The 24,346-nt window shown below is 71.3% G+C and carries 20 protein-coding genes and 1 tRNA gene; 8 read left to right on the top strand and 13 right to left on the bottom strand.

Features of this window, described 5'->3' with window-relative positions:
- Positions 1–23: 23 nt before the first annotated feature.
- Together ACFTQE_RS01525 and ACFTQE_RS01520 are read right to left on the bottom strand one after the other, a co-directional pair.
- The gene (locus ACFTQE_RS01525; protein WP_376923407.1) at positions 24–1,103 is read right to left on the bottom strand and encodes a tRNA (adenine-N1)-methyltransferase; all 1,080 of its coding nucleotides are present in this window, start codon (positions 1,101–1,103) and stop codon (positions 24–26) included.
- Complete coding sequence (locus ACFTQE_RS01520) at positions 1,100–1,774, bottom strand: HAD family hydrolase (protein WP_375832962.1); 675 nt, start codon at positions 1,772–1,774, stop codon at positions 1,100–1,102. The genes ACFTQE_RS01525 and ACFTQE_RS01520 overlap by 4 nt, the downstream gene beginning before the upstream one ends.
- A 76-nt stretch (positions 1,775–1,850) precedes the next feature.
- On the opposite strand from ACFTQE_RS01520, the gene ACFTQE_RS01515 reads away from it, so the two are divergent.
- A complete protein-coding gene (locus ACFTQE_RS01515; RefSeq protein WP_376923406.1) occupies positions 1,851–2,765 on the top strand; it encodes a PAC2 family protein in 915 nt (304 codons plus the stop codon).
- Between the two features lie 78 nt (positions 2,766–2,843).
- On the opposite strand, the gene ACFTQE_RS01510 is transcribed toward ACFTQE_RS01515, so the two are convergent.
- Both ACFTQE_RS01510 and ACFTQE_RS01505 read right to left on the bottom strand, forming a co-directional pair.
- Positions 2,844–3,671: an undecaprenyl-diphosphate phosphatase gene (locus tag ACFTQE_RS01510; protein ID WP_376923405.1), complete on the bottom strand. Its 828-nt coding sequence runs from the start codon at positions 3,669–3,671 to the stop codon at positions 2,844–2,846.
- 97 nt (positions 3,672–3,768) lie between these two features.
- Positions 3,769–5,094, bottom strand: coding sequence for a M20/M25/M40 family metallo-hydrolase (locus ACFTQE_RS01505; RefSeq protein ID WP_376923404.1), 1,326 nt, complete (start codon positions 5,092–5,094; stop codon positions 3,769–3,771).
- A gap of 113 nt (positions 5,095–5,207) precedes the next feature.
- Between ACFTQE_RS01505 and ACFTQE_RS01500 the strand changes: the two genes are divergently transcribed.
- The 5 genes from ACFTQE_RS01500 to ACFTQE_RS01480 all read left to right on the top strand — a co-directional run bounded on the left by ACFTQE_RS01500 (position 5,208) and on the right by ACFTQE_RS01480 (position 12,226).
- Positions 5,208–5,291, top strand: a tRNA-Leu gene (locus ACFTQE_RS01500).
- 235 nt (positions 5,292–5,526) lie between these two features.
- Complete coding sequence (locus tag ACFTQE_RS01495) at positions 5,527–6,261, top strand: hypothetical protein (RefSeq protein ID WP_376923403.1); 735 nt, start codon at positions 5,527–5,529, stop codon at positions 6,259–6,261.
- The gene (locus ACFTQE_RS01490) at positions 6,261–7,841 is read left to right on the top strand and encodes a DNA polymerase Y family protein (RefSeq protein ID WP_376923402.1); all 1,581 of its coding nucleotides are present in this window, start codon (positions 6,261–6,263) and stop codon (positions 7,839–7,841) included. The genes ACFTQE_RS01495 and ACFTQE_RS01490 overlap by 1 nt, the downstream gene beginning before the upstream one ends.
- Positions 7,842–7,888: 47 nt before the next feature.
- Positions 7,889–11,338, top strand: a complete 3,450-nt coding sequence (locus tag ACFTQE_RS01485) for an error-prone DNA polymerase (RefSeq protein WP_376923401.1) — start codon at positions 7,889–7,891, stop codon at positions 11,336–11,338.
- Between the two features lie 9 nt (positions 11,339–11,347).
- Positions 11,348–12,226, top strand: coding sequence for a DUF3097 domain-containing protein (locus tag ACFTQE_RS01480; RefSeq protein WP_376923400.1), 879 nt, complete (start codon positions 11,348–11,350; stop codon positions 12,224–12,226).
- Between the two features lie 87 nt (positions 12,227–12,313).
- Here the strand turns inward: ACFTQE_RS01480 and ACFTQE_RS01475 are convergent, their stop codons facing one another.
- The 3 genes from ACFTQE_RS01475 to ACFTQE_RS01465 all read right to left on the bottom strand — a co-directional run bounded on the left by ACFTQE_RS01475 (position 12,314) and on the right by ACFTQE_RS01465 (position 14,802).
- Positions 12,314–13,066, bottom strand: a complete 753-nt coding sequence (locus ACFTQE_RS01475; protein ID WP_376923399.1) for an SDR family oxidoreductase — start codon at positions 13,064–13,066, stop codon at positions 12,314–12,316.
- A 7-nt stretch (positions 13,067–13,073) separates the two neighbouring features.
- Positions 13,074–14,168, bottom strand: a complete 1,095-nt coding sequence (locus ACFTQE_RS01470; RefSeq protein WP_376923398.1) for a VIT1/CCC1 transporter family protein — start codon at positions 14,166–14,168, stop codon at positions 13,074–13,076.
- Positions 14,169–14,325: 157 nt separating this feature from the next.
- Positions 14,326–14,802, bottom strand: a complete 477-nt coding sequence (locus tag ACFTQE_RS01465; protein WP_375832984.1) for an Lrp/AsnC family transcriptional regulator — start codon at positions 14,800–14,802, stop codon at positions 14,326–14,328.
- A 109-nt stretch (positions 14,803–14,911) separates the two neighbouring features.
- On the opposite strand from ACFTQE_RS01465, the gene ACFTQE_RS01460 reads away from it, so the two are divergent.
- Positions 14,912–16,159: a trans-sulfuration enzyme family protein gene (locus ACFTQE_RS01460; RefSeq protein ID WP_376923397.1), complete on the top strand. Its 1,248-nt coding sequence runs from the start codon at positions 14,912–14,914 to the stop codon at positions 16,157–16,159.
- Between the two features lie 38 nt (positions 16,160–16,197).
- Here the strand turns inward: ACFTQE_RS01460 and ACFTQE_RS01455 are convergent, their stop codons facing one another.
- The 4 genes from ACFTQE_RS01455 to ACFTQE_RS01440 form a co-directional block, all read right to left on the bottom strand.
- Positions 16,198–17,577, bottom strand: a complete 1,380-nt coding sequence (locus ACFTQE_RS01455) for an MFS transporter (RefSeq protein ID WP_376923396.1) — start codon at positions 17,575–17,577, stop codon at positions 16,198–16,200.
- A gap of 139 nt (positions 17,578–17,716) precedes the next feature.
- A complete protein-coding gene (locus ACFTQE_RS01450) occupies positions 17,717–18,889 on the bottom strand; it encodes a globin domain-containing protein (RefSeq protein WP_376923395.1) in 1,173 nt (390 codons plus the stop codon).
- A gap of 83 nt (positions 18,890–18,972) precedes the next feature.
- Positions 18,973–19,428, bottom strand: coding sequence for an RrF2 family transcriptional regulator (locus tag ACFTQE_RS01445; protein ID WP_376923394.1), 456 nt, complete (start codon positions 19,426–19,428; stop codon positions 18,973–18,975).
- A 58-nt stretch (positions 19,429–19,486) separates the two neighbouring features.
- Positions 19,487–21,313, bottom strand: a complete 1,827-nt coding sequence (locus ACFTQE_RS01440) for a DEAD/DEAH box helicase (RefSeq protein WP_376923393.1) — start codon at positions 21,311–21,313, stop codon at positions 19,487–19,489.
- Between the two features lie 65 nt (positions 21,314–21,378).
- Between ACFTQE_RS01440 and ACFTQE_RS01435 the strand changes: the two genes are divergently transcribed.
- Entirely contained in the window at positions 21,379–22,164 is a 786-nt protein-coding gene (locus ACFTQE_RS01435) for an SGNH/GDSL hydrolase family protein (protein ID WP_376923392.1), read from the top strand.
- A 27-nt stretch (positions 22,165–22,191) separates the two neighbouring features.
- Here ACFTQE_RS01435 and ACFTQE_RS01430 read toward each other — a convergent pair whose 3' ends face one another.
- A complete protein-coding gene (locus tag ACFTQE_RS01430) occupies positions 22,192–23,451 on the bottom strand; it encodes a D-alanyl-D-alanine carboxypeptidase family protein (protein ID WP_376923391.1) in 1,260 nt (419 codons plus the stop codon).
- Positions 23,448–24,263, bottom strand: a complete 816-nt coding sequence (locus ACFTQE_RS01425) for a TrmH family RNA methyltransferase (protein WP_376923390.1) — start codon at positions 24,261–24,263, stop codon at positions 23,448–23,450. Before ACFTQE_RS01425 ends, ACFTQE_RS01430 begins: the two co-directional genes overlap by 4 nt.
- Positions 24,264–24,346: the final 83 nt, after the last annotated feature.

Genomic DNA, 24,346 nt, shown 5'->3' with positions numbered 1-24,346 from the left:
GATCGGTGAGGGGCGATGAAAGCCTACCCGCCTTGACCGGCGGGGTTCGTCTCGGGCGATTCAGGGTCCGATGCCTCGGCGGCGTCGGCCGCGTCGGCCGCTTCGGCAACGGCCGGCTCGTCGCCCGCGCGCGAGCGGGTGGCCGCGGCATCCGCCTGCCTGACGCGCTTGCGCAGGCTCTTGTCGCTCACGTTGCGCTCACCGAGCGCGCCGGGGGTCCAGGCCTCGACGTCTTCATCGCTGAACTCCGTCTTCGACGGGCGACGCTTCAGCTCGGGCAGGATCGTGTCGGGCGCGAGGCGTCGGGCCGTGATGAGGAAGCCGGTGTGCGCGATCATGCGGTGGTCGGGGCGCACCGCGAGACCCTGTACGTGCCAGCCGCGCACCATCGTCTCGGACGACTGCGGCTCGGTGTACTCCCCCGTGGCGCGGATCGCCTCGGCGACGCGCGAGAGCTGGGTCGCGGTGGCGATGTAGCAGAGCAGCACGCCGCCGGGCTTGAGCGCGGCGGAGACCGATTCGAGGCACTCCCACGGCGCGAGCATGTCGAGCACGACGCGGTCGACGGATGCCTCGTCGACCGTTTCGGGCAGCACCTCGGCCAGGTCGCCGAGCGTGATCGACCAGTTCTCGGGGTCGGCGCCGTGGAAGGTGGCGACGTTCGAGCGCGCCACGCTCGCGAAGTCGTCGCGTCGCTCGAAGGAGTAGAGGTGCCCGGCCGAGCCGATCGCGCGGAGCAGCCAGAGCGAGAGCGCGCCGGAACCGACGCCGGCCTCGACCACGCGGGCGCCCGGGAAGATGTCGGCCTGCGCGAGGATCTGCGCGGCGTCCTTCGGGTAGACGATCGCGGCGCCGCGCGGCATCGACATGACGAAGTCGGTGAGCAGCGGACGCAGTGCGAGGTACTCGACGCCCGCCTGGTTGGCGACGACCGACCCGTCGGGGCGGCCGATCAGGTCGTCGTGCGCGAGCAGGCCCTTGTGCGAATGGAAGTGCGCGCCGGGCTGGAGGGTGATCGTGTGGAGCCGGCCCTTCGGACCGGTCAGCTGCACGCGGTCGCCGACCCGGAACGGACCGCTCTGCTCGCCTCTGCTCTCGATCATGCCGTGACCTCGCGAGTCGTCAGGAGCGCCGCGACGTCGTCGACGGTCGTGCCGTCGAGCGTCGGCCAGAGCGCGGCGGCGGGAAGACCGTCGAGCGGGATGAAGTTCGGCACGGCGACGGCGATGGCGCCCGACGCGTGCGCCGAGGCGAGCCCGGTGGGCGAGTCCTCGATGGCGATGCAGTCGGCGATGTCGACGCCGAGCTCGGCCGCGGCCGTCAGATAGGGCTCGGGGTGCGGCTTGGCGTTGTCGACGCTGTCGCCCGACACGATGACGTCGAACGCCTCGAACGGGATGGCGGCGACGATGTCGTCGGCCATCGAGCGGATCGACATCGTCACGAGGGCGGTGGGCACCGATGCCTCACGCAGCGACTGCAGCAGCTCGCGCGCGCCGGGTCGCCACGGAACGCCGTGCGCCTCGAGCTGTTCGCGCACGCGCTCGGTCAGCCGGCTGACGATCGTGTCGGCGTCGAGCTCGACGCCCTTCTCCTGGAAGAACGTCGCCGCCTCCCAGAGGCCGCTGCCGACGAGCTCGAGGGCGTCGTCGTGGCTCCACGGAAGGCTGAAGGACTCCATCAGCTCCGTCTCGGCGGCCATCCAGTACTGCTCGGTGTCGACAAGGGTGCCGTCCATGTCCCAGAGGACTGCGGCGGGGAGGCGAGTGGTCACAACCGTCAAGTCTACGGGGCACGGCCTATTGTGGAGGTGAACCCGGAGATCCGGGGCGGGAAGCGGGGCACCAGGAGTGAATCAGCCGGCCGGTTTCGAGGGCGGAAGGCTGCTCGTCGTCGCATTCGAGGGATGGAACGACGCCGGAGAGGCGGCGACCGGGGCGGCCAAGCTCCTCGTCGAGCGCCTCGGCCTCGTCGAGATCGCCGCGGTCGACCCCGAGCTCTACTTCGACTACCAGTTCACGCGGCCGACGATCGTGCTCGGCGACGACGGCGGGCGCCGCCTCGAATGGCCGGGCGCCGCGATCATGGGCCCGGGCGGCCTCCCTGCATCCGACGATGACGACGACCGGGTGACCGGGCCCGGCGCCGAAGCGCTGCACGTGCTGCTCGGGGCGGAGCCCGCCCGCAGCTGGAAGGGATTCGCCGCCGAGCTCGTCGACGCCGCCCTGGCCGCCGACATCGAGGGCATCGTGCTGCTCGGCGCGATGCTCGCCGATGCGCCGCACACGAGGCCGCTCTCGGTCTTCGCCTCGAGTGAGAACCCCGAGGTGCGGTCTGCGCTCGGCGTCGAGCGCTCGACGTACGAGGGCCCCGTCGGGATCCTCAGCGTCATCGCCGACCAGGCCGAACGCGTCGGCATCCCCACCGTCTCGCTCTGGGCCTCCGTGCCGCACTACGTGCACAACGCCCCGTCGCCGAAAGCGGTGCTCGCCCTCCTCGGCAAGGTCGAGGAGCTCACGGGGCTCTCCATCCCCCGCGGCAGCCTCGAGGTCGACGCGAAGGCCTGGGAGGCGGGCGTCGACGCCCTCGCCGCCGACGACGACGAGATGGCGGGCTACATCACCCAGCTCGAGCAGGCGCGCGACGCGGTCGATGCGCCAGAGGCGAGCGGCGAGGCCATCGCGCAGGAGTTCGAGCGCTACCTCCGCCGTCGCGGCGAAGAGCCGGGCGGCCGCGCCGACGGACGCGGCGACGGGCCGCGCTGACCGCACGAACGTCGCTGATCGCACGCCCCGCAGCGGGTCACCGCCGCCACGCGGGATCCGCTCGTTCGCGCCGATCGATCAGGCGCTGAGCACTCCCGTGCCGAGGAGCACGAAGATCGTCGTGCCGAGCAGCACCCGGTAGATCACGAACGGCAGGAAGCTGCGCTTCGAGATGTAGCTCATGAAGAACGCGATCACGAGCAGCGCGACGACGAAGGCGACGAGCGTCGCCAACGCCGTCTCGATCGGGCTGTACACGCTGGGCTCGTCGAGGCTCTTCACGAGCTGGAAGAACCCGCTGCCGAAGACTGCCGGAATCGCGAGCAGGAACGCGTAGCGCGCTGCCGCCGCCCGCTCGTAGCCGAGGAAGAGTCCCATCGTGATCGTGCCGCCCGAGCGGGAGACGCCCGGGATCAGCGCGAGCGACTGCGCGAGGCCGAAGAAGATGCCGTGCGGCACCGTGAGGTCCTCGAGCTTGCGGCGCTTGGCACCCGCCCAGTCGGCGAGACCGAGGATCAGGCCGAAGACGATGAGCATCGTCGCGACGATCCAGAGCGAGCGCAGGCTCGTCTCGATCTGGTCCTGGAACACGAGACCGAGCACGACGATCGGCACCGAGCCGATGATGATGAGCCAGCCCATGCGCGCGTCGGGATCGTTGCGCGGCACCCGCCCGGTGAACGACCCGAACCAGTGCGAGACGATGCGCACGATGTCGCGCCAGAAGAACACCACGACGGCGGCCTCGGTGCCGAGCTGCGTGATCGCGGTGAAGGCGGCCCCGGGGTCCTGAGCGCCGGGCAGGAACTCCCCCAGGATGCGCAGGTGTGCGCTCGAGGAGATCGGCAAGAACTCGGTGAGGCCTTGGACGAGGCCGAGGATGAGCGCTTCGATCACGTGGTGCATCCGCCTTCCGCCTCCGCGGATGCGGGAGGACTGAGTTCGGTCAGTAGTCGAGGAGGAGGTCGCGCAGGACCTGCCTGCCGAAGACTGACTCGTTCGGTCAGTAGTCGAGGAGGAGGTCGCGCAGGACCTGCCTACCGAAGACTAATGCGTCGAGCGGCACCCGCTCGTCCACCCCGTGGAACATCGCCGGGAAGTCCAAGCCTTCTGGCAGCTTCAGCGGAGCGAAACCGTACCCCGCGATGCCGAGCCGGCTGAGCGCCTTGTTGTCGGTGCCGCCCGAGAGCAGGTACGGGAAGACGGGGGCACCGGGATCGTGCACCCCGAGCGTGTGCTTCACGGCGTCGACGAGGGCACCGGATGTCGCGGCCTCGAGTCCGACGTCGCGGTGCACGATCTCGACCTCGACCTCGTCGCCGACGAGCGCACGCACCTCGGCCAGCACCGCCTCCTCCTCGCCGGGCAGGGTGCGGATGTCGACGAGCGCTTCGGCGCGATCGGGGATGACGTTGTGCTTGTAGCCGGCCGTGAGGAGCGTCGGGTTCGTCGTCGTGCGGAGGGTCGCCGTGATGAACCCCGACGCGGAGCCCGTGGCGAGTGCGAGTTCGTCGGGCGAGACCTGCTCGGGGTCGACGCCGAGCACGCCAGCGATCTCGCCGAGCAGCTCGCGCGTGGTGCCCGTGAGTCGCACCGGCCACTCGGTGCGGCCGAGCGTCGCGATCGCCTCGGCGAGCTTCGTGATGGCGTTGTCGCGGATGAGCCGCGACCCGTGGGCGGCGGTGCCCTTCGCGACGAGACGCACCCAGAGCAACGACTTCTCACCGGTCTGCAGCAGGTAGGCGCGGCGGCCCCCGACCGTGATCGAGTACCCGCCGACCTCGCTGATCGCCTCGGTGGCGCCGTCGAAGAGCTCGGGGTGGTGGTCGACGAGCCAGCCGGAGCCAGCGCCTCCCCCGGCCTCCTCGTCGGCGAAGAAGGCGAAGACGAGATCCCGCGCCGGCTGCGAACCCGAGCCGATGATGTCGCCGAGGGCGGTCAGCATCATCGCGTCCATGTCCTTCATGTCGACCGCTCCGCGCCCCCACAGCATGCCGTCGCGCACCTCGCCCGCGAAGGGGTCGACGCTCCAGTTGCGGGCGTCGGCGGGCACGACGTCGAGGTGCCCGTGCACGACGAGGGCCGGCTTCGACGAATCGCGGCCGGGCACTCGCGCCACGACGCTCGTGCGACGCGGCTCGGGTTCGAAGAGCTGCGGCGCGAGCCCGAGCGCGGCCAGGCGCGCCTCGACGTACTCGGCGGCCTCGCGCTCGCCGTTGGCCCGGCCTTCGCCGTAGTTCGAGGTGTCGAAGCGGATCAGGTCGCGTGCGACGATCGCCGTCTCGTCGAGTTCTGCGTCGGAAGGAGTGCCAGTGGGAGACGGGGCCATGCCCTTCACGGTAGCCGGGGCATCCGTGGTTGGCCACCGTGGTCGAAGGCACCTCTGAAACCGTGCTAATGTCTTCTCTCGGGCCACCGAGTGATCGGAACGGCCTGACACGAGCGCGGGTGGCGGAAATGGCAGACGCGCTAGCTTGAGGTGCTAGTGCCCTAACGGGCGTGGGGGTTCAAGTCCCCCCTCGCGCACGCTTGTGTCGAGAAGGCCGGATCAGTTTTCTGATCCGGCCTTCTCGCATTTCTCGGCCGTGTTTTCGAGCCGTGCGGATTTTCTTCTCGCGTGCGTTCCGACGCTCGTCGGATGTCTGTCGCGAGGTCGTCCGACGCTCGTCGGATGTCTGTCGCGAGGTCGTCCGACGTTCTGGACGGTCGGCACTGCCGACTTGCCGTATTCGAACATGTGTTCGAAACTGTGAGGGTGACCATGACCGCTCCCCTCGCCCCGGCCGAGGTGCCGTCGCGCGTCGAGGAGCTGCAGGCCCGCATCAGGGGCATGCAGGCGACGCGGCTCGATTCGAAGACCGTGCCCACGCATCCGGCCTTCGAACAGGTGCTGCCCGGCGGCAGTCTTCGCGAGGGCACGGTCGTCTCGGTCGAGGGGTCGACGACCCTGCTCATGGCGCTGCTCGCCGGCCCCTCGGCGAGCGGCCGCTGGGTCGCGGTCGCGGGCATGCCCGAGTTCGGCGTCGAGGCGGCCTCGCGGTTCGGCATCGACCTCGAGCGGCTCGCGCTCGTGCCCGACCCCGGGCGGCAGTGGCTCGCCGTGGTCGCGGCGCTCGCCGACGTCATCCCCGTGGTCGCCGTGCGGCCGGTCGGCCGGGTCTCCCCCGCCGAGGCGTCGCGGTTGACGGCCAGGCTCCGGCAGCGCGGCACCGTGCTGCTCGTCGCCGGCCAGTGGCCGGGCAGCGACGCGAGCCTCGGCGTCGAGACGAGCCGGTGGCACGGGCTCGAACTCGGGCACGGACACCTCAGCGACCGCGACGTCGTCGTCTCGGCCGGCGGTCGCGGTGAGTTCGGGCGCCGTGGGCGTTCCCGCCTCCAGCTGCCGGGGCGCTCGCTCGAGTTCCGCGTCGCCGCCGCCGAGCAGGCTCCCCAGGGCGCGCCGGCGCCGCTCGGCGAGCCGGTTCGCCTCGACGAGTACGTTCGGCGGGCCGTCTGATGCCGGTCGACCTCGTGCATTCCGACCCCACCCGGACGATCGTGCTCTGGTGCCCCGACTGGCCCGTGTTCGCCGCCTGCCGTGAGTCAGGGCTCGATCCCGACGCACCCGTCGCCCTCACCGAGGGCGGGCAGATCTTCGCCTGCTCTGCCGCAGCGCGTCGAGACGGCGTGGTGCGGGGGCTGAAGCTCCGCGAGGCGCAGTACCGCTCCCCCGAGCTCACCCTGCTCGACTACGACGCCTCGCTCGACGTGCGCGTCTTCGAGCCGATCGTGCGCCGGGTCGAGGAGACGGTGCCCGGGGTCCAGCTCATCCGCCCCGGCACGCTCGCCATGCGGGCCCGCGGCCCCGCGCGCTACTACGGCGGTGAGATGGCCGCGGCGCGGGCACTGCTCGACACGGTCGCCGCACTCGACGTGGCAGGCGCACGGGTGGGAGTCGCCGACGGGCCGTTCGCGGCCGAGCAGGCGGCACGCGCTGCGGGCGCCACGGGAGACGCGGGCGAGTCGCCCGTGGGCATCGTCGAGCCAGGGGCATCCGCTGCCTTCATCGCGCCACTGCCGGTGCGTCTCGTCGTCGACGCCCGCATCGGCACCCTGCTGAACCGCCTCGGGGTGCGCACCCTCGGCGAGTTCGCCGCCCTGCCCGCGGCCGACGTGCGCCGCAGGTTCGGCGCGGCCGGAGCCTTCGCGCACGATCGTGCCGCCGGGCGCGAGCAGGCCCGGGTGCTCGCACGCACCCCGCCGCCCGAGTTCGAGGTCGCGCAGGAGTTCGAGCCGCCGCTCGACCGCATCGACCAGCTCGCCTTCGCCTTCCGGCTGCAAGCCGACGAGTTCATCGAACGCATGCGGGCGAGACGACTCGTGTGCACCGGCATCCGCGTCGAGATCGACGACGAGGCCGGCGGGCACTCCAGCCGCAGCTGGCTGCACCCGCGCTGGTTCACCCCCGCCGACGTCGTCGACCGCGTGCGCTGGCAGCTGCAGGGCGCCGGCACCGCCGACAGCGCGCTCACCCGCCCGATCGTGCGCCTTCGCGTCGTGCCCGAGCGCATCGATTCGACCGGCAACCACGAAGAGGGGCTCTGGGGCGGCGGGCCCGACGAACGCGTGCACCACGGGCTCACCCGCGTGCAGAGCATGCTCGGCCATGACGCGGTCGTCACGGCGGCGATCGGCGGCGGTCGCATGCTCGCCGACCGGCAGGTGCTCGTTCCCTGGGGCGACCGGGCACCCGAACGCGGCAGCGCGGGTGCGCCGTGGCCCGGCAGCCTGCCCGCGCTCGCCCCGGCGAGCGTGTTCCGCGAACGACTGCCGATCGGGCTGCTCGACGGCGGAGGCGCTGTCGTCGGGATCGACGCCCGCGGAGTGATCTCGGCCAAGCCCGAGCGATTCGCGCTCGCCGGCGCCGAACCCGCACCCGTGCGGGCCTGGGCCGGCCCCTGGCCCGTCGTCGAACGCTGGTGGGACGCCGAGCACGCGCGGCGCGTGCACCGCTTCCAGATCGTCGACGACGACGGCTGCGCGTGGCTCCTCGTGCGCGATGACGAGGGCTGGTGGGCCGAGGCGAGGTACGACTGAGTCCGACGACGATCTGGAGCGGACGGGTGGAAAGGGGGCGGTGACCGATGGGGTGGAACAATCCGGGCATTCCGTGGTCGGAGCTCGAGCGCAAGCTCTCCGACGAGCGCCGGCCGGGCGCGCCGACGGCGCCGGGTGCGCCGAAGACCATCGGCGACGGCGGCGACTCGCCGGCTTGGAGCCGCAAGCGCCATCCGTACCGCCCCTCGGAGGGGCTCGCAGCCCCGACCGGTCCGGTCGTGCCCTACGCCGAGCTGCACGCGCACTCGAACTTCAGCTTCCTCGACGGCGCGTCCTCGCCCGAGCAGCTCGTCGAGGAGGCGCAGCGCCTCGGACTCACCGGGCTCGCCATGACCGACCACGACGGCTTCTACGGCATCGTGCACTTCGCCGAGGCCGCCGAGAGCTTCCCCGAGTTGCAGACGGTCTTCGGCGCCGAGCTCTCGCTCGGGCTGCAGGGGCCGCAGAACGGCTTCGCCGACCCCGAGGGCGAGCACCTGCTCGTGCTCGCTCGACGTGAGGCCGGCTACCACCGACTGGCAGGTGCGATCACCGACGCCCAGCTCGCGGGCGGCGAGAAGGGGCGACCGGTGTACTCGCTCGAAGAGCTCGCCGAGCGGGCGGACGGCGAGTGGGTCGTGCCGACCGGGTGTCGCAAGGGCGCCGTGCGCCGTGCGCTCGCCGAGGGCGGGGCGCCTGCGGCAGCGCGCGAGCTCGATCGCCTCACTGCCCTCTTCGGCCGCGACAACGTCGTCGTCGAGCTCTTCGACCACGGGCATCCCTTCGATCAGGAGGCGAACGACGCCCTCGCCGGCCTCGCCGAGCGGGCCGGCCTTCCGCTCCTCGCGACGAACGCCGTGCACTACGCGACGCCGCCCGAGCATCGCCTCGCGGCCGCCCTCGCCGCGGTGCGGGCCCGCCGCAGCCTCGACGAGCTCGACGGGTGGCTGCCGGCCTCCGACCAACTGCACCTGCGCAGCGGCGCCGAGATGGCCGCCCGGTTCGCCCGCTACCCCGGCGCGGTCGCGCGCTCGGTGACGCTCTCGGACGAGCTGGCCTTCACCCTGCGCAGCGCCCGCCCGAAGCTGCCGAAGCAAGAGGTGCCGGCGGGACACACGCCCATGAGCTGGCTGCGGGTGCTCGTCTGGCGCGGAGCCGAAGAGCTCTACCCCGGCGTGCCGCAGCACGTGCGCGAGCGACTCGAACGAGAGCTCGACGTCATCGAACTGAAGGACTTCTCGGGCTACTTCCTCATCGTGCACGACATCGTGGCCGAGGCACGTCGCCGCGGCATCCTCTGCCAGGGTCGCGGCTCGGCCGCCAACTCGGCGGTCTGCTACGCCCTGCGCATCACCGCGGTCGACTCGATCGGATACCGACTGCCCTTCGAGCGGTTCCTCTCCGCGCTCCGCGACGAGGAGCCCGACATCGACGTCGACTTCGACTCCGACCGTCGCGAGGAGATCATCCAGTACGTCTACGCGAAGTACGGCCGGCAGAACGCGGCGCAGGTGGCGAACGTCATCAGCTACCGGCCGAAGGCCGCGGTGCGCGACATGGCGAAGGCGCTCGGGTACTCCACGGGCCAGCAGGATGCATGGTCGCGCCAGGTCGAGCGCTGGGGCGCCGTGGTCGAGACCGACGACCACGACATCCCCGACTCGGTCGTCGACCTCGCCGGGCAGGTGCTCACCTTCCCGCGCCACCTCGGCATCCACTCGGGCGGCATGGTGCTCACCGACCGCCCCGTCGGCGAGGTCGTGCCGATCGAGCACGCCCGCAAAGAGAATCGCACCGTGGTGCAGTGGGACAAGGACGACTGCGCGTGGATGGGCCTGGTCAAGTTCGACCTGCTCGGCCTCGGCATGCTCGCGGCGCTGCAGTACACCTTCGACCTCGTTCGGGAGTCGACGGGTGAGGTGTGGGAGCTCGCGAGCCTGCCGAAGGAAGAGGGGGCGGTCTACGACATGCTCTGCCGCGCCGACTCGATCGGCGTGTTCCAGGTCGAGAGCCGGGCGCAGATGGGCACGCTCCCCCGTCTGAAGCCCCGATGCTTCTACGACCTCGTCGTCGAGATCGCGCTCATCCGCCCCGGTCCGGTGCAGGGCGGTGCGGTGCATCCGTACATCCGGCGGCGCACCGGCGAAGAGGCCGTCAGCTACCTGCACCCGAAGCTCGAACCCGTGCTCGAACGCACGCTGGGCGTGCCGCTCTTCCAGGAACAGCTCATGCAGATGGCGGTCGCGGTGGGCAACTGCAGCGCCGCCGACGCCGACCTGCTCAGGCGGGCGATGGGCTCCAAGCGCGGGGTCGAGAAGATCGAGCGACTGAAGGCGAAGCTCTACGCCGGCATGGCCGAGAACGGCATCGAGGGTGACGTCGCCGACTCGATCTACGAGAAGATCGAGGCCTTCGCGAACTTCGGCTTCGCCGAGAGCCACGCGCTGAGCTTCGGGCTGCTCGTCTACGCGAGCTCGTGGCTGAAGCTGCACTACCCGGCCGCATTCCTCGCGGCGCTGCTCCGCGCCCAGCCGATGGGCTTCTATTCGCCGCAGACGCTCACCGCCGACGCACGCCGCCACGGGGTGGAGGTGCTGCGCCCCGACATCCTGCGGTCGGGGGTGCACGCGGGGCTCGAGGCCGCAGACGGCGCGGCTGCAGGCGCAGGCCTCGGCGACGGATGCCGCGCGCCCACCGGTCTCGACGCGTGCGCCGAGCCCGTGCAGGCTCCGGTCGGGAAGTTCGATCGCCGGGAACCCGACCGCGGGGCCGAGCACCGGCGCGACGGCGCGTTCGCGGTGCGACTCGGCCTCGCCGACGTCTCCTCGATCGGCAAGGCCGTCGCCGAGCGGCTCGTCGCCGAACGCGAGGCCCGCGGACCGTACCGGGACATGGCCGACGTGTCGCGGCGAGGAGCACTCGATGCCACGCAGCTCGAGGCGCTCGCCGCGGCGGGCGCGTTCGACGGCTTCGGGCTCGAGCGGCGCGAGGCGCTCTGGATGGCGGGCGAAGCCGCCCTCGACCGCGAGGAGTACCTTGCCGGCTCCGTGGTCGTCGTGCAGCCGCCGCTGCTGCCGATGCTGAGCCCGGCCGAGCAGGTCGTCTACGATCTCTGGGCGACGGGCATCTCGCCCGACGACCACCCCATCCGGCACGTGCGCGAGCGGCTCGACGAGCGCGGGGTCGTCCGCATCGACCTGCTGCAGCAGGCGGAGTCGGGCCGGCGCATCGAGGTGGGTGGGGTCGTCACGCACCGGCAGCGACCGGCGACGGCGAGCGGCATCACCTTCCTGAACCTCGAAGACGAGTCGGGCACGTTGAACGTCATCGCGGGCGTCGGGGTGTGGAACCGCTACCGCCGCATCGCCCGCGAGGCGCCGGCGATGATCGTGCGCGGCATGCTCGAGCGCTCGCAGGAGGGCGTCACCAATCTCGTCGCCGATCGATTCGAGCCCCTCACCGTGTCGGCGCCGCACCGATCACGCGACTTCCGTTAGCCTCGATCGGTGCCCGCGACGCCTCCCGACTCCTTCCGCAACGACCCGACCGACCGGTACGGCGGCGACGTGCTCGCCGGTGACTGGAAGGCGCGCGGGCGCACGGTGATCCCGACGGTCGAGGCCGAACGCGACCTCGTCGTCGAGCTCGCAGGCAACGGGTTCTGCGGCGCCGTGATCGGCATCGAGAAGAACATCGTCGTGCTCGAGGACCGCTTCGGCGCCAAGCGCATGTTCCCGCTCGGCCACGGCTTCCTCGTCGACGGCGAGGCGGTGCAGCTCGTCGCGCCGAAGCCCAAGGCGCCGGCAGGCAGACTGCGCACGGCCTCGGGCTCGTTCGCCGTGGAGTCCGCACCCGCGCGCGTCGCCCTGCCGAGCCGCATCTTCGTCGAGGGGCGCCACGACGCCGAGCTGGTCGAGAAGGTCTGGGGCTCCGACCTCCGCATCGAGGGAGTCGTCGTCGAGTACCTCGAGGGTGTCGACGTGCTGGCCGACGTGCTCGCCGAGTTCCGCCCGGGCCCCGGCCGCAAGGCCGGCGTGCTCGTCGACCACCTCGTGCCCGGCTCGAAGGAGCAGCGCATCGCCGACGCCGTCATGCGCGGCCCGCACGGGGCGAACGTGCTCGTCGTCGGCCATCCGTTCATCGACATCTGGCAGGGCGTGAAGCCGGCGCGCCTCGGCAAGGAGGCGTGGCCCGTCATTCCGCGGGGCATCGAGTGGAAGCACGGCGTGTGCGACGCGTTCGGCTGGCCGCACGAGGAGCAGGCCGACATCGCACGTGCGTGGCAGCACATCCTCGGCCGGGTGCGCGGCTACGGCGACCTCGAACCCGCACTGCTCGGCCGGGTCGAGGAGCTCATCGACTTCGTGACCGCACCCGCCGGCTGACGAAACGGTGCGGCCCGATCGGTCGTGCACGGATCAGTCCGTCGGCACGGATCAGACGGCCGGCACTGATCAGATGGCCGGCACGGATCAGATCGAGAAGCCGCCGTCGCTCATGATCAGCTGGCCCGTGACCCAGCGGGCCTCGTCGGAGACGAGGAAGCGCACGAGGCGGGCGGCGTCGTCTGGCGTGCCGAGCCTGCCGCTCGGCTGCGCCGCGGTGAGCACCGCGCGGGTCTCGTCGTCCATCCAGCCGGTGTCGACCGGCCCCGGGTTCACGAGGTTCGCGGTGATGGCGAGCGGCGCGAGCTCGCGGGCCGCCGCGATGACGATGCGGTCGAGTGCGCCCTTGCTCGCCCCGTAGGGCACGTTGCCGACGACGTGGTCGCTCGTGAGCGCGACGACCCTGCCGCCCGCTGCCGGCACCTGCGCGGCGAAGGCCTGCAGCAGCAGCCACGACGCACGCGTGTTGACCGCGAAGTGCCGATCGAAGCTCTCGATCGTCGTGTCGAGGATGCCGGAGTCGACGCTCTCGGCATGCGAGAGCACGAGCGCGCTGATCGGTCCGAGCTCAGCGGATGCCTCGGCCACGAGCCTGCCCGGCACCGACGGGTCGGCGAGGTCGGCGTCGAGGGCGATCGTGCGGGCTCCGAGCGCACGGAGTTCGGCGGCGAGGGCCGCTGGATCTCGATCGGGGTCGCCGCCCAGCGGCATCCGTCGGTCGTAGTCGCCGAAGTGGCTGAACGCGACGTCCCAGCCGTCGGCGGCGAGGGTGGTGGCGATCGCCCAGGCGATGCCGTTGCTGCGGCCGGCGCCGGTGAGCAGTGCGACGGGTCGGGTCATGGTGCTCCTAGGCGATCGTGGTGCCGAAGGCGAGGCCGAGGAGGTACGTGACCGCCGCGGCCCCGATGCCGATGCCGAGCTGGCGCAGGGCGCGCTTCAGCGGAGACGCTCCGGAGAGCAGGCCGACGATCGCGCCGGTCGCGAGCAGGGCGATGCCCACGAGCACCGTCGCCGTCAGGATCGCCGGGAGCCCCGTCAAGCCGAACAGGTACGGCAGCACGGGGATGAGTGCGCCCGACGCGAAGAAGCAGAAGCTCGAGATCGCGGCGGAGAGGCCGGTGCCGACGGCCTCGTCGTCGTGTTCGACGACACTGAACGCGTCGGTCGGCGCCTGCACCTGTTCGGCGGCGTGCACGCGCGCGACGACGAGTGCCGCGTGGTCGACGGCCTCCTGCTCCTCCATGCCGCGCGCCCGGTAGACGAGTGCGAGCTCGTTGGCGCCGATGTCGAGGTCGGGCAGCGCCTCGCGCGCAGAGGGGTCGGGGGCGGATGCCTCCAGCAGCTCGCGCTGCGATCGCACCGAGACGTACTCCCCCGCGCCCATCGACAGAGCGCCGGCGAGCAGGCCCGCGATGCCGGTGAAGAGCACGACTGCGGCGGGCACTCCGGTGGCACCGATGCCGAGCACGAGCGCGAGGTTCGAGACGAGTCCGTCGTTGGCGCCGAACACCGCGGCGCGGAAGGTGCCGGCGAGACGTCGGCGACCGCGCGAGGCGAGCCCCCGCACGACCTCGCCGTGGATGCGTTCGTCGGCGGCCATGGCGGCGGTGGCATCGGGGTCGCTCGCGTACGGCGATCGCGCCTCGGCGCGCTGCGCGAGCGCGAGCACGAAGATCGACCCGAATCGTCGCGCGAGGGTTCCGAGCATGCGCGTGCGCACATCGGCACGGGGCACGCCGTTGTCGTCGCCGCCGAGCAGCGCGAGCCAGTGGGCCTCGTGGCGCCCCTCGGCGGCGGCCAGCGCGAGCAGGATGTCGCGCTCCTCGCCGTCGCGGCGCGCTGCGAGCTCACGGTAGACGGCGGCTTCCGCCCGTTCGTCGGCGAGGTAGCGCCGCCATCTCGCCCGGTCGGCGGAGGTGCCCGCCGGCTGTACGTCGTTCATCGTGCTCCCGTCCATCGCGGGCGCCGGGTTGCCTGCGACCGAGCTCGTCCCGCGCCATCGCATGCGGCCGTTCGAACGGCCTCAGCCACGCTATCGGGCGGGGTCGGCGCGATCGCCGGAATCGCCCGGATTGGCAGGATTTCGGATCGCCGAACCGTCAGCCGACGAGCTTGTTCCAGCCGTCGCCGTCGGCGTGCTCGAAGATCAGGTTCGTCTCGGTGTGGGCGACGGCGGGGTGGCCCGTCAGGTAGGCGAGCACGAACTCCCGCAGCTCTTCCGCGTCGCGCGCCGCGACATGGATCAGGTAGTCCTCGGCGCCGGCCATGTGGAAGACGCCGATCACGCCGGGCAGGTGCGGCACGGCCTGGCGGAACGCGTCGATCTCGCTGCGGTCGTGCTTGACGAGACGGATCGCGATGAGCGCCTGCAGCGAGACGCCGAGCGAGGCGAGGTCGACGTCGACGCGGTAGCCGCGCACGGTGCCGAGGCTCTGCAGTCGTCGGAGCCGGAGCGATACGGTGGACTCGGCGACCCCGACCTCGGCGGCGAGGGCGGCACCCGAGGCGCGGGCGTTGGTCGACAGCGCCTGCAGCAGTGCCCGGTCGACGCGGTCGAGTTCCGGCTTCTGCGCCACGGTGGTCTCCTCAGGGGTCGAAATTGCAGAACATTCGAGATTTCGATCGTATCGCATCGAACCTTCACGCTCGTTTGCTGAATGTCACAGATTCTGCTTGATTCGAGCCATGCAGACATCGTCGTCGCACCTCGAGACCCGCGCCGTCCACGGCGGAATGACGGGCGTTCGAGAGAGCGGATCCCATGTGCCAGTGATCGACTTCTCCACCACGAACCCGCTCGGCGACGTCGAGACCGGCGGCGCCTCCTACGAGGAGCTCGCAACGGGCCACGACCTCGGCGAAGGCCGGTCGGCGGTCTACCAGCGCCTCTGGCAGCCCGGGGTCGCACGATTCGAGGAGTCCCTCGCCGGACTCGAGGGCACCGAGGGCGCCGTCGCATTCGCGAGCGGCATGGCGGCACTCGCCGCCGCCCTCATCGCCACGGCGTCCGCCGGACGACCCCACATCGTCGCGGTGCGCCCGCTCTACGGCGGCACCGACCACGTGCTCGCGAGCGGCCTGCTCGGCACCGAGGTCACATGGACGGATGCGTCGGGCATCGCGAGCGCCATCCGCCCCGACACGGGCCTCGTCGTCATCGAGACACCCGCGAACCCGACGCTCGAACTCCTCGACATCCGGGCGGTGTCGGATGCCGCGGGCGACGTGCCGGTGCTCGTCGACAACACCTTCGCGACTCCCGTCCTCCAGCGCCCGGTCGAGCACGGCGCGACCCTCGTGCTGCACAGCGCGACCAAGTACCTCGGCGGCCACGGCGATGTCATGGGGGGCGTCGTGGCCGCCGACGGCGTCTGGGTCGAACGGCTGCGACAGGTGCGTGCGCTCACCGGCGGCCTGCTGCATCCGATGGGCGCCTACCTCCTGCATCGCGGGCTCCGAACGCTCCCGCTCCGAGTCCGCGCGCAGCAGGCGACGGCGGCCGTGCTCGCAGAACGCCTGCTCAGCCACCCCGCCGTCGCGAGCGTGCACTACCCCGGACTGCCCGGCCAGGACCCCTCGGGGCTCATCGGCCGCCAGCTCGAGGGACCGGGATCGATCATCGCGCTCGATCTCGTCGGCGGATACGACGCCGCGGCGAGATTCACCGAATCCTGCGAGCTCGTGACGCATGCCGTGTCGCTCGGCGGCGTCGACTCGCTCGTGCAGCACCCGGCATCGCTGACCCACCGGCCCGTCGCCGGCGAGGCGAAGCCCGGAGCGGGCATCGTGCGTCTCGCGATCGGCCTCGAGCACGTCGACGACCTCACCGACGACCTCATGGCGGCGCTCGACAAGGCTGCCGAACTCGGCGGACTCGACGATGCCGTGACCGGCGACGCCTCCCCCGAGCGAGAACCGGTGGACGCGCGCTGATCGACTCCCGTTCCGGCGTGCGCAGAGCGAGTCCCGGCTCAGTCGCGCGCCGGCTCGGGCGCCGGCGTCGCGGCGGCGTGCACGGGATTCCTGATGCCGATCCACGACACGATGCCGCCGACCACGAGGAAGGCCGCGGTCGCGATCGCGGCGCGGTGGAACCCCGTGACATCGAGTTGCGTGCCGATGATGACGCCGATCGAGGCGATCGCGACGAGACCGGCGATGCGGGCGACGGCGTTGTTGACCGCCGATCCGATGCCGGCGCGGGCCGGATCGACCGCGCCGAGGATCGCCGCAGTGAGCGGCGCGACGGTCATCGCCATGCCGAGCCCCATCACGATGATGCCCGGGAGCAGCTGGGTCCAGTACGAGACCTCGGTCGTGACCGTGAGGGTGAGCAGGTAGCCGATCGCGACCGTGAGCGGGCCGAGCGTCATGAAGATGCGAGGGCCGAATCGCGACGAGAGGCCGCCGAACCAGGAGCCGAGGAAGACGATCATGATCGTCGGCGGCAGGGTCGCGAGACCCGCGAGCGTCGCCGAGAAGCCCGCGTACTCCTGCAGGAAGATCGTGATCGCGAACGGGCCGAGCGAGAACGCGGCGTAGATGAAGAGCGTCGAGAGATTGCCCACCGCGAAGTTGCGTGCGCGGAAGAGGCTGAGCGGCAGCATCGGCTGCGGTGTGCGGTGCTCCCACCACACGAACACGACGAGCGCGGCGAGGCCGACGACGAGCGGCACGTAGACCACCGGTGACGACCAGCCGAACCGGCCCTGCTCGATGAGCGCGAAGACGGTGCCGCCGAGCCCGACGACGCCGAGCGCCGCCCCGGGCCAGTCGATGCGCTCCTTCGCCGGGTTCGCGGTGTCGCGGCCGAGCGCGTGCATGAAGACGAGCGAGAAGGCGATCGGCAGCAGGTTGATCCAGAACACGAGACGCCACGAGACGAGGTCGACGAGCACGCCGCCGAGCAACGGGCCGACGAGGAACGCGACCGTGGTCCACGCCGTCCACCGCCCGATCGCCTTGCCCTGCGCTGCGGCGGGGAACGTCGCGATGATGAGCGCGAGCGAACTCGGCACCAGGAGGGCGCCGGCCGCGCCCTGCAGCGCTCGGCCGATGACGAAGACCAGTCCGTCGGGCGCCATGGCGCAGAGCACCGACGTGGCGGCGAAGCCGTAGAGCCCGATGCGGATGATCCGCAGTCGCCCGTACGAGTCGGACAGCGACCCGGCGAGCAGGATGAGCGAGCCGAGCGTCAGGAGATAGGCGTCGACCGCCCACTGCTGCAGTGCGAGGCCGCCGCCGAGCTCCGCCTCGATCGCGGGGAGCGCGACATTGATGACCGCACCGTCGAGGAACGCGATGAAGGAGACGACGATGGCGACGACGAGCACCCGCGAACGACGGTCCATACGGTCATGCTAGACCCGCTCCGATCGACTCGGCCGTCTCCGCTGCGGCGGCCCCGCCGCATCCGTCTCGATCGACGTGGCGTGAATGCGGACGGGCGCCGGCGGTGCGAACCGCCGACGCCCGTCACCCGCCGATCGCCTAGGCGGCGAGCCAGACGTCGGGCCCGAAGACCTCGTAGTGGATGTCGGTGGCGGGAACCCCGGCGGAGATCGCCTGCGAGCGGATCGACCGCATGAACGGCAGGGGGCCGCACAGGTAGAGCTTCGCACCGGTCGGCAGATCGACGCCGTCGAGGCTCATGAAGCCGGGGACCGCGCCCGCCTCGGCGGTCGGCTCCTCGAGCCAGAGTCGCAGCTCGGCGTTCGGAAGCGCGGCGACGGCTTCGCGCATCTGGGCCTCGAGCGCCCAATTCTCGGCGCTGCGCTCCGCGTGCAGCACGAGCACCCGACGGCCCGACGCCTGATTCGCGAGCGAACGCAGGATGGATGCGCTCGGCGTGCAGCCGATGCCCGCGGTCGCGAGCACGATCGGGGCGTCGGTCTCGTCGAGTTCGATGTCGCCGTAGGGATTCGAGAGCTCCACGACGTCGCCGACGTTCACGTGTCCGTGCAGGAACGGCGAGACCTCGCCGCTCTCGTCGAGCTTGGTCGTGAAGACGCGCTCGGTCAGCGATTCGACCGCGTCGGAGAGCGAGTACTGGCGCGCTTGGCGGAGCCCGTCCGCGAGCCGCACCCGCACCGAGACGTACTGACCGGGCGTGGCCGCGGTGACTGCGGTGGCGTCGGCGGGCTCGAGGCGGAAGGTGACGGAGCCCGCACCGGCGGCGTCCTTCGCGGTGACGCGCCAGTCGGCCCACATCACCTCGTTCGCCTGCCGCGCGTAGAGGCCGCGCTCGATCTTGATGAGGGCGTCGGCCATGAGCCAGTAGACCTCGGTCCAGGCTTCGGCGACCTCGGGGGTGACGGCGTCGCCGAGGTCCTCCGCGATGGCGGCGAAGAGGTGCTCGTAGACGATCGGGTAGCCCGATTCGGGGATTCCGAGGGCGGCGTGCTTGTGGGCGATGCGCGAGAGCACGGCCTCGGGGAGCGTCTCGGGGTTGGCGAGGAGGTGCGCGGCGAAGGCTGCGATGCTGCCCGCGAGCGCCTGCTGCTGCGTGCCGTTGCCCTGGTTCGCACGGCTGAACATGCCGTCGAGCAGCTCGGGGTGCGCGGCGAACAGGCGGCGGTAGAACTTCGGCGTGATCTCGCCGATCCGCTCGCCGATCACGGGCAGGGTCGCTTCGATCACGGGGCGGGACTTCTCGGAAAGCATTGTTCTCCTCGGAACTCATATCTGGCATTCGATATGCCAGATTCCAAGGTCTTTTCTACACCCTGTAGAAAAGCGGGTGCAAATCAGCCCTCGACGGATGCTTCACGGCGCGCGGGAAGCGGCAGCGACACGTGGGAGGGCGTCGAGTTCAACGACTCGACCGTCAACTCGTCGAGCGTCGCGTAGAACGCCTCGCGGGCGACACGGAGCGCAGATCGAAGGCGACAGCCGGCGATCAACGGGCAGCTCGTGCCGTCGCTCGTGATGCATTCCACCGGATCCTGATGACCGTCGAGGGAGCGCAGCAGCGCACCCACGCTGAGCGAGAGACCCGCGTCGGTGATGCTGGCGCCTCCCGTGCGACCGCGGGCGACGTCGAGCGCGCCGCGCCGCCGCAGCTCGAGCACCGCCTTGCTCACGTGGTTGTAGGGCACCCCGATGCGCTCGGAGATCTCGCGACTCGTGAGCCGCTCGCCCGCCTGCGCGCCGAGCAGCATGAGCGTGCGAAGGCAGACGTCGGCGAACCCGTTGATCCTCACTCGGCCATCATGCCGGGAGGGCCCGCCATGCTCCTGACAGCGCCCCGAGTCGCGTCCATCAGCGCCCCGACAGACGTCGTCGCACGAGCTCGATGCGCGACTGCAGCTGGGTCACGGTCGCCTGCGCGACCTCGGGCCCGCCGCATGCCCGTCGCAGCTCGGCATGCACGAGCGAATGCGATTGCCCCGACTGCCTCGCGTACAGACCGACGATGCTGTTCAGCAGCGACCGCTGCTCCTTGAGCGTGCGGAACAATGCCACGGGCTCCGCCGAAGCTCCGGAACCCTCCTCACCGTCGCGTTCGACGGCCACGGCGTGCTTGCGCCGCTCCCCCGCGCGGCGGGCCTGACGGGCCTGACGGTGCCTGAGCAGCTCGGAGACCTGCTCGGGCTCGAGGATGCCCGGGATGCCGATGAAGTCGTACTCCTCGTCGCTGCCGGGCTCGGCGAGGGTGCCGAACTCGGTGCCGTCGAACAGCACGCGGTCGAACGAGGCATCCGACCCGAGCGCCTCCCACGTGCCGAGCCCCATCTCCTCTTCGGAGGCGCGCTCCTCGCGGTTGGCCGATTCGAGGAGGCTGTCGTCGAGGCCGTCATCGTCGTCGTCGCCCCCGCGGCGATCGAGCGCGTGGTCGCGCTCGAGTTCGAGCTGCGAGGCGAGTGCCATGAGGCCGGGCACGTTGGGCAGGAACACCGAGGCCGTCTCGCCGCGCCGCCGTGCCCGTACGAAGCGACCGATGGCCTGGGCGAAGAAGAGCGGCGTCGAGGCGCTCGTGGCGTACACGCCGACCGCGAGCCGCGGCACGTCGACGCCTTCGGACACCATGCGCACCGCGACCATCCATCGACTCGTGTTCGCCGAGAACTCCTCGATGCGCGAGCTCGCCTCCTTCTCGTCGGAGAGCACGATCGTCACCTTCTCGCCGCTGATCTGCTCGAGGATCTGCGCGTAGGCGCGAGCGACGGTCTGATCGGTCGCGATGACGAGCCCGCCGGCGTCGGGGATGCCGTGCCGCACCTCGGTGAGGCGCCGGTCGGCGGCGGCGAGCACCGCGGGGATCCACTCGCCGCTCGGTTCGAGCGCCGTGCGCCACGCCGACGAGGTGATGTCCTTCGTGTTGTCCTCGCCGAGCTTCGCCTCCATCTCGTCGCCGGCCTTGGTGCGCCAGCGCATGTGGCCGGCGTAGACCATGAAGAGCACCGGGCGCACGACGCCGTCGGCGAGGGCGCGCCCGTAGCCGTAGTTGTAGTCGGACCGCGAGAGGCGCACGCCCTGGGCGTCGGGAGCGTAGTCCACGAACGGGATGGGAGCGGTGTCGGAGCGGAACGGCGTGCCGGTCAGCGACAGCCGCTTCTCGGCGCGTTCGAAGGCCTCGCGGATCGCATCGCCCCACGAGAGCGTGTCGCCGCCGTGATGCACCTCGTCGAGGATCACGAGCGTCTTGCCCGACATCGTCACCTCGCGATGCAGGCCCGGTCGCATCGCGACCTGCGCGTAGGTGACGGCGACCCCGTGGTAGTGGCGGGCGGTGCGACCGTGGGCGTTGCGGAAGTCGGGGTCGAGCCGGATCCCGGCGCGCGCCGCGGCATCCGCCCACTGCCGTTTCAGGTGATCGGTCGGCGCCACCACGGTGATGCGGTCGATGATGCGCCGAGCGCGCAGCTCGGCGGCGAGTCGAAGGGCGAAGGTCGTCTTGCCGGCGCCCGGTGTCGCAGCGGCGAGGAAGTCGCGCGGCAACTCGGCGAGGTACTGCTCGAGCGCCTCGGCCTGCCAGGCCCGGAGCTTCGAAGCGGTGCCCCACGCGGCGCGTTCGGGGAACGATGGTGAGAGGTGCTCGGCGGCCGACGTGCCCGGTTGGGGGCCGAAAGGGATCGCGGTACTCACTGGATCCGAGCGTAGCGGAGGCACCTGACATCCCCGAACCGGGATCGAGTTGGCATGATGGAGGAATGGTCTCGCAGCAGCATCCCTGGTCGCGCTACGTCGCCCTCGGCGACTCCTTCACCGAGGGCATCGGCGATCCCGAGCCGAACGCCCCCGGCGGACACCGCGGCTGGGCCGATCGTGTCGCCGAACAGCTGGCGCAGGGCACCGAGGACCTCGCGTACGCGAACCTCGCCGTGCGCGGCAAGCTCATACAGCAGATCATCGACGAGCAGATCGAGCCCGCCCTCGCGCTGCGACCCGACCTCATCACGATCTCGGCCGGCGGCAACGACGTGATCCGGCCCCGCACCGACCCCGACGAGATCGCGGCCCGCTTCGAGTACGCGATCGAGCGGCTCTCGCGCGACCACGCGACCATCGTCATCTTCACGGGCGTCGACGTGGGCTTCTCCCCCGTGTTCCGCGGCATCCGCGGCAAGGTCGCGATCTACAACGAGAACCTGCGCACGATCGCCGCGAAGTACGACTGCATCGTCGCCGACCAGTGGGCCCTGACCGCCATTCAAGACCAGCGCATGTGGGCGCCCGACCGACTGCACCTGAACTCGCTCGGCCATCACACCGTCGCGCGCATGGTGCTCGACGCCCTGAACGTCGAGAACGATCTCGAGCCGCTGCGACCCGAACCCCTGCCGTCGAGCACCTGGCGTCAGGCGCGCGTCGAAGACCTGTCGTGGGCGCGCGAGTACCTCGTGCCGTGGGTGGTGCGCCGCATCCGCCACCAGTCGTCGGGCGATCTCATCAGCGCCAAGCGACCGGATGCCGCGCCGTACACGCAGCCCGAATAGGTCCCGAGACGGCTCGGCCGGCGTCGGTCAGTCGAGGGCACCCGGATTCGAGAGGCGCCACCACGCCCCCGGGTCCTCGATCGCGGCATCGAGCACGAGCGGCACGCTGATCTCCTGCGAGCCGGCGCGCACGATCGCGGTGCCGACCTGTTCGCCCCGTTCGGCGAGCGTCACCGGCTCGGCCTGCACCTCGACGTCGACGGGCGTGTCGCTCCACACGACGAGCGTGGCGCCCTCGGTGGCGCGGGCCCGCGCCGACTCGCCCCATGGCGTCGTGTACTCGGCGAAGACCTGGTTCGCCTCGAGCGGTGCGACCTCGTGGAAGCCCGGGGCGACGGAGTCGAGCAGCGCCGCGATGGCCTCGTCGAGCACGGAGTGGGTCTCGCCGCCGAGCAGCACCCCGACGACGGTCACCGTCGAGGCTCCCACGGCGTAGTCGGCCGTGAAGAGCAGGTTCGCGGCGTCGTCGGTCGTGCCCGTCTTCATGCCGTCGACACCGTGCGTGCCGAGCAGCTTGTTCGAGTTCTCGAGGGTGCCGATCTCGGGGATCTCGACGCTCTTCGACGCGACGATGGCCGCGATCGTGGGGTCGCGCAGCGCGATCTCGCCGAGGAGCACCATGTCGGTCGCGGTGCCGACGTTGTCGTCGGAGATGCCGCTCGAGTCGACGACGTGCGTGTTCGCGAGGCCGTTGGCGGCGAGCCACGCGTTGGCCTTCTCGACGAGCGCCTGCTCGGAGCCGAAGGCCCAGTTGGCGATCGAGATGCCGTAGTTGTTGCCCGACGGGATCAGGAGCGCCTCGAGGCTCTCCTTGAGGCTCAAGGTCGCGCCCGCTTCGACGGGGGCGACCGAGCCGTTCTGGGCGACCATGTCCCAGTAGATGTCGACGTCGGCATCGGTGTACTCGATGTCGGGGCCGCTCTCACCGGCTGCGATCGGGTGCTCGGCGAGCACCGTGAGCGCGGTGATGACCTTCGTGATGCTCGCCATCGCCATCGGCGTCGACTCGTTGCCCGCGGCCACGAGTCCGTCGAACCCGACCGCCCCGACGGCGTAGCTGCCGAACCCCGGCAATGCGATCGGCTGCGCGGCGGCGGCGACGGGCTCGGGGTCGGTGATCTGCGGGGCGGCGGCGGGCACGGCCGCGCCCAGCGTGTTGGCCGTGTAGACGCCACCCGTCGTGACGAGCGCGACGACGACCGCGAGGGCGCTGAACACGACGATGCGGCGCCGGCGGTACACCCGCGCCTTCGCCGCCTTCGACTCTTCCGCCTCGATGCCCGTCACGGTGCCACCTCGGGCAGCGCGACCGCGTAGAGCACGACGGCGGCGGCCGCAGCGACGTTCAGGGAGTCGACGCCGTGCCGCATCGGGATCGTCACGACCGAATCCGAGGCCGCGAGCGCGGTGCGGCTGAGCCCGTCGCCCTCGGCGCCGAAGACGAGCGCGAGACGCTCTGGCGCATCGGCGGCGAGCTCGGGCAGCGAGACCGCGTCGTCGGCCAGGGCGAGGGCCGCGATCGTGAAGCCGGCGGCGTGCAGCAGGTCGGCGGCCTCGGGCCACTCGGGCAGGCGGGTCCACGGCACCTGGAACACGGTGCCCATGCTCACGCGCACGCTCCGCCGATAGAGCGGGTCTGCGCAGCGCGGGCTCACGAGGACCGCATCGGCGCCCAGGGCTGCGACGCTGCGGAAGATCGCCCCGACGTTCGTGTGGTCGACGATGTCCTCGAGCACGACGACGCGGCGGGCATCGGCGAGGAGCTCGGCGGGGTCGACGAGCACGGGGCGTTCGAACGCAGCGAGGGCGCCGCGATGCACGCGGTACCCGGTGATCGCCTCGAGCTGGTCGGGGTCGGCGAGGTGCACGGGGATGTCGAACGGCGCGAGCACCGGTTCGAGGCCCGCGAGCCATTTCTCCTCCATGAGCACCGAGCGGGGTCGGTGGCCCGCGGCGATCGCCCTGCGGATCACCTTCGCGGACTCGGCGATGTAGAGACCCTGTTCGGGCTCGTGGGCGCTGCGCAGCGCGACGTCGGTGAGCCGGGCGTAATCGGCCACCGCATCGGATGCCGCGTCGCGGACTCGTTCGATGTGCATGGGTCTCCTCACCCTCCAGCCTGCCAGTGCACGAAACATTCCGGAAAACGGACGCGTCTAGACTCGGGGTCATCGCCGAAGGG

The organism is Agromyces sp. NPDC056965 (assembly GCF_042673425.1).
Taxonomy (GTDB): Bacteria; Actinomycetota; Actinomycetes; order Actinomycetales; family Microbacteriaceae; genus Agromyces.
The sequence above is the reverse complement of the archived record's forward strand: the minus strand, read 5'-3'. Positions and strand labels throughout refer to the sequence as shown.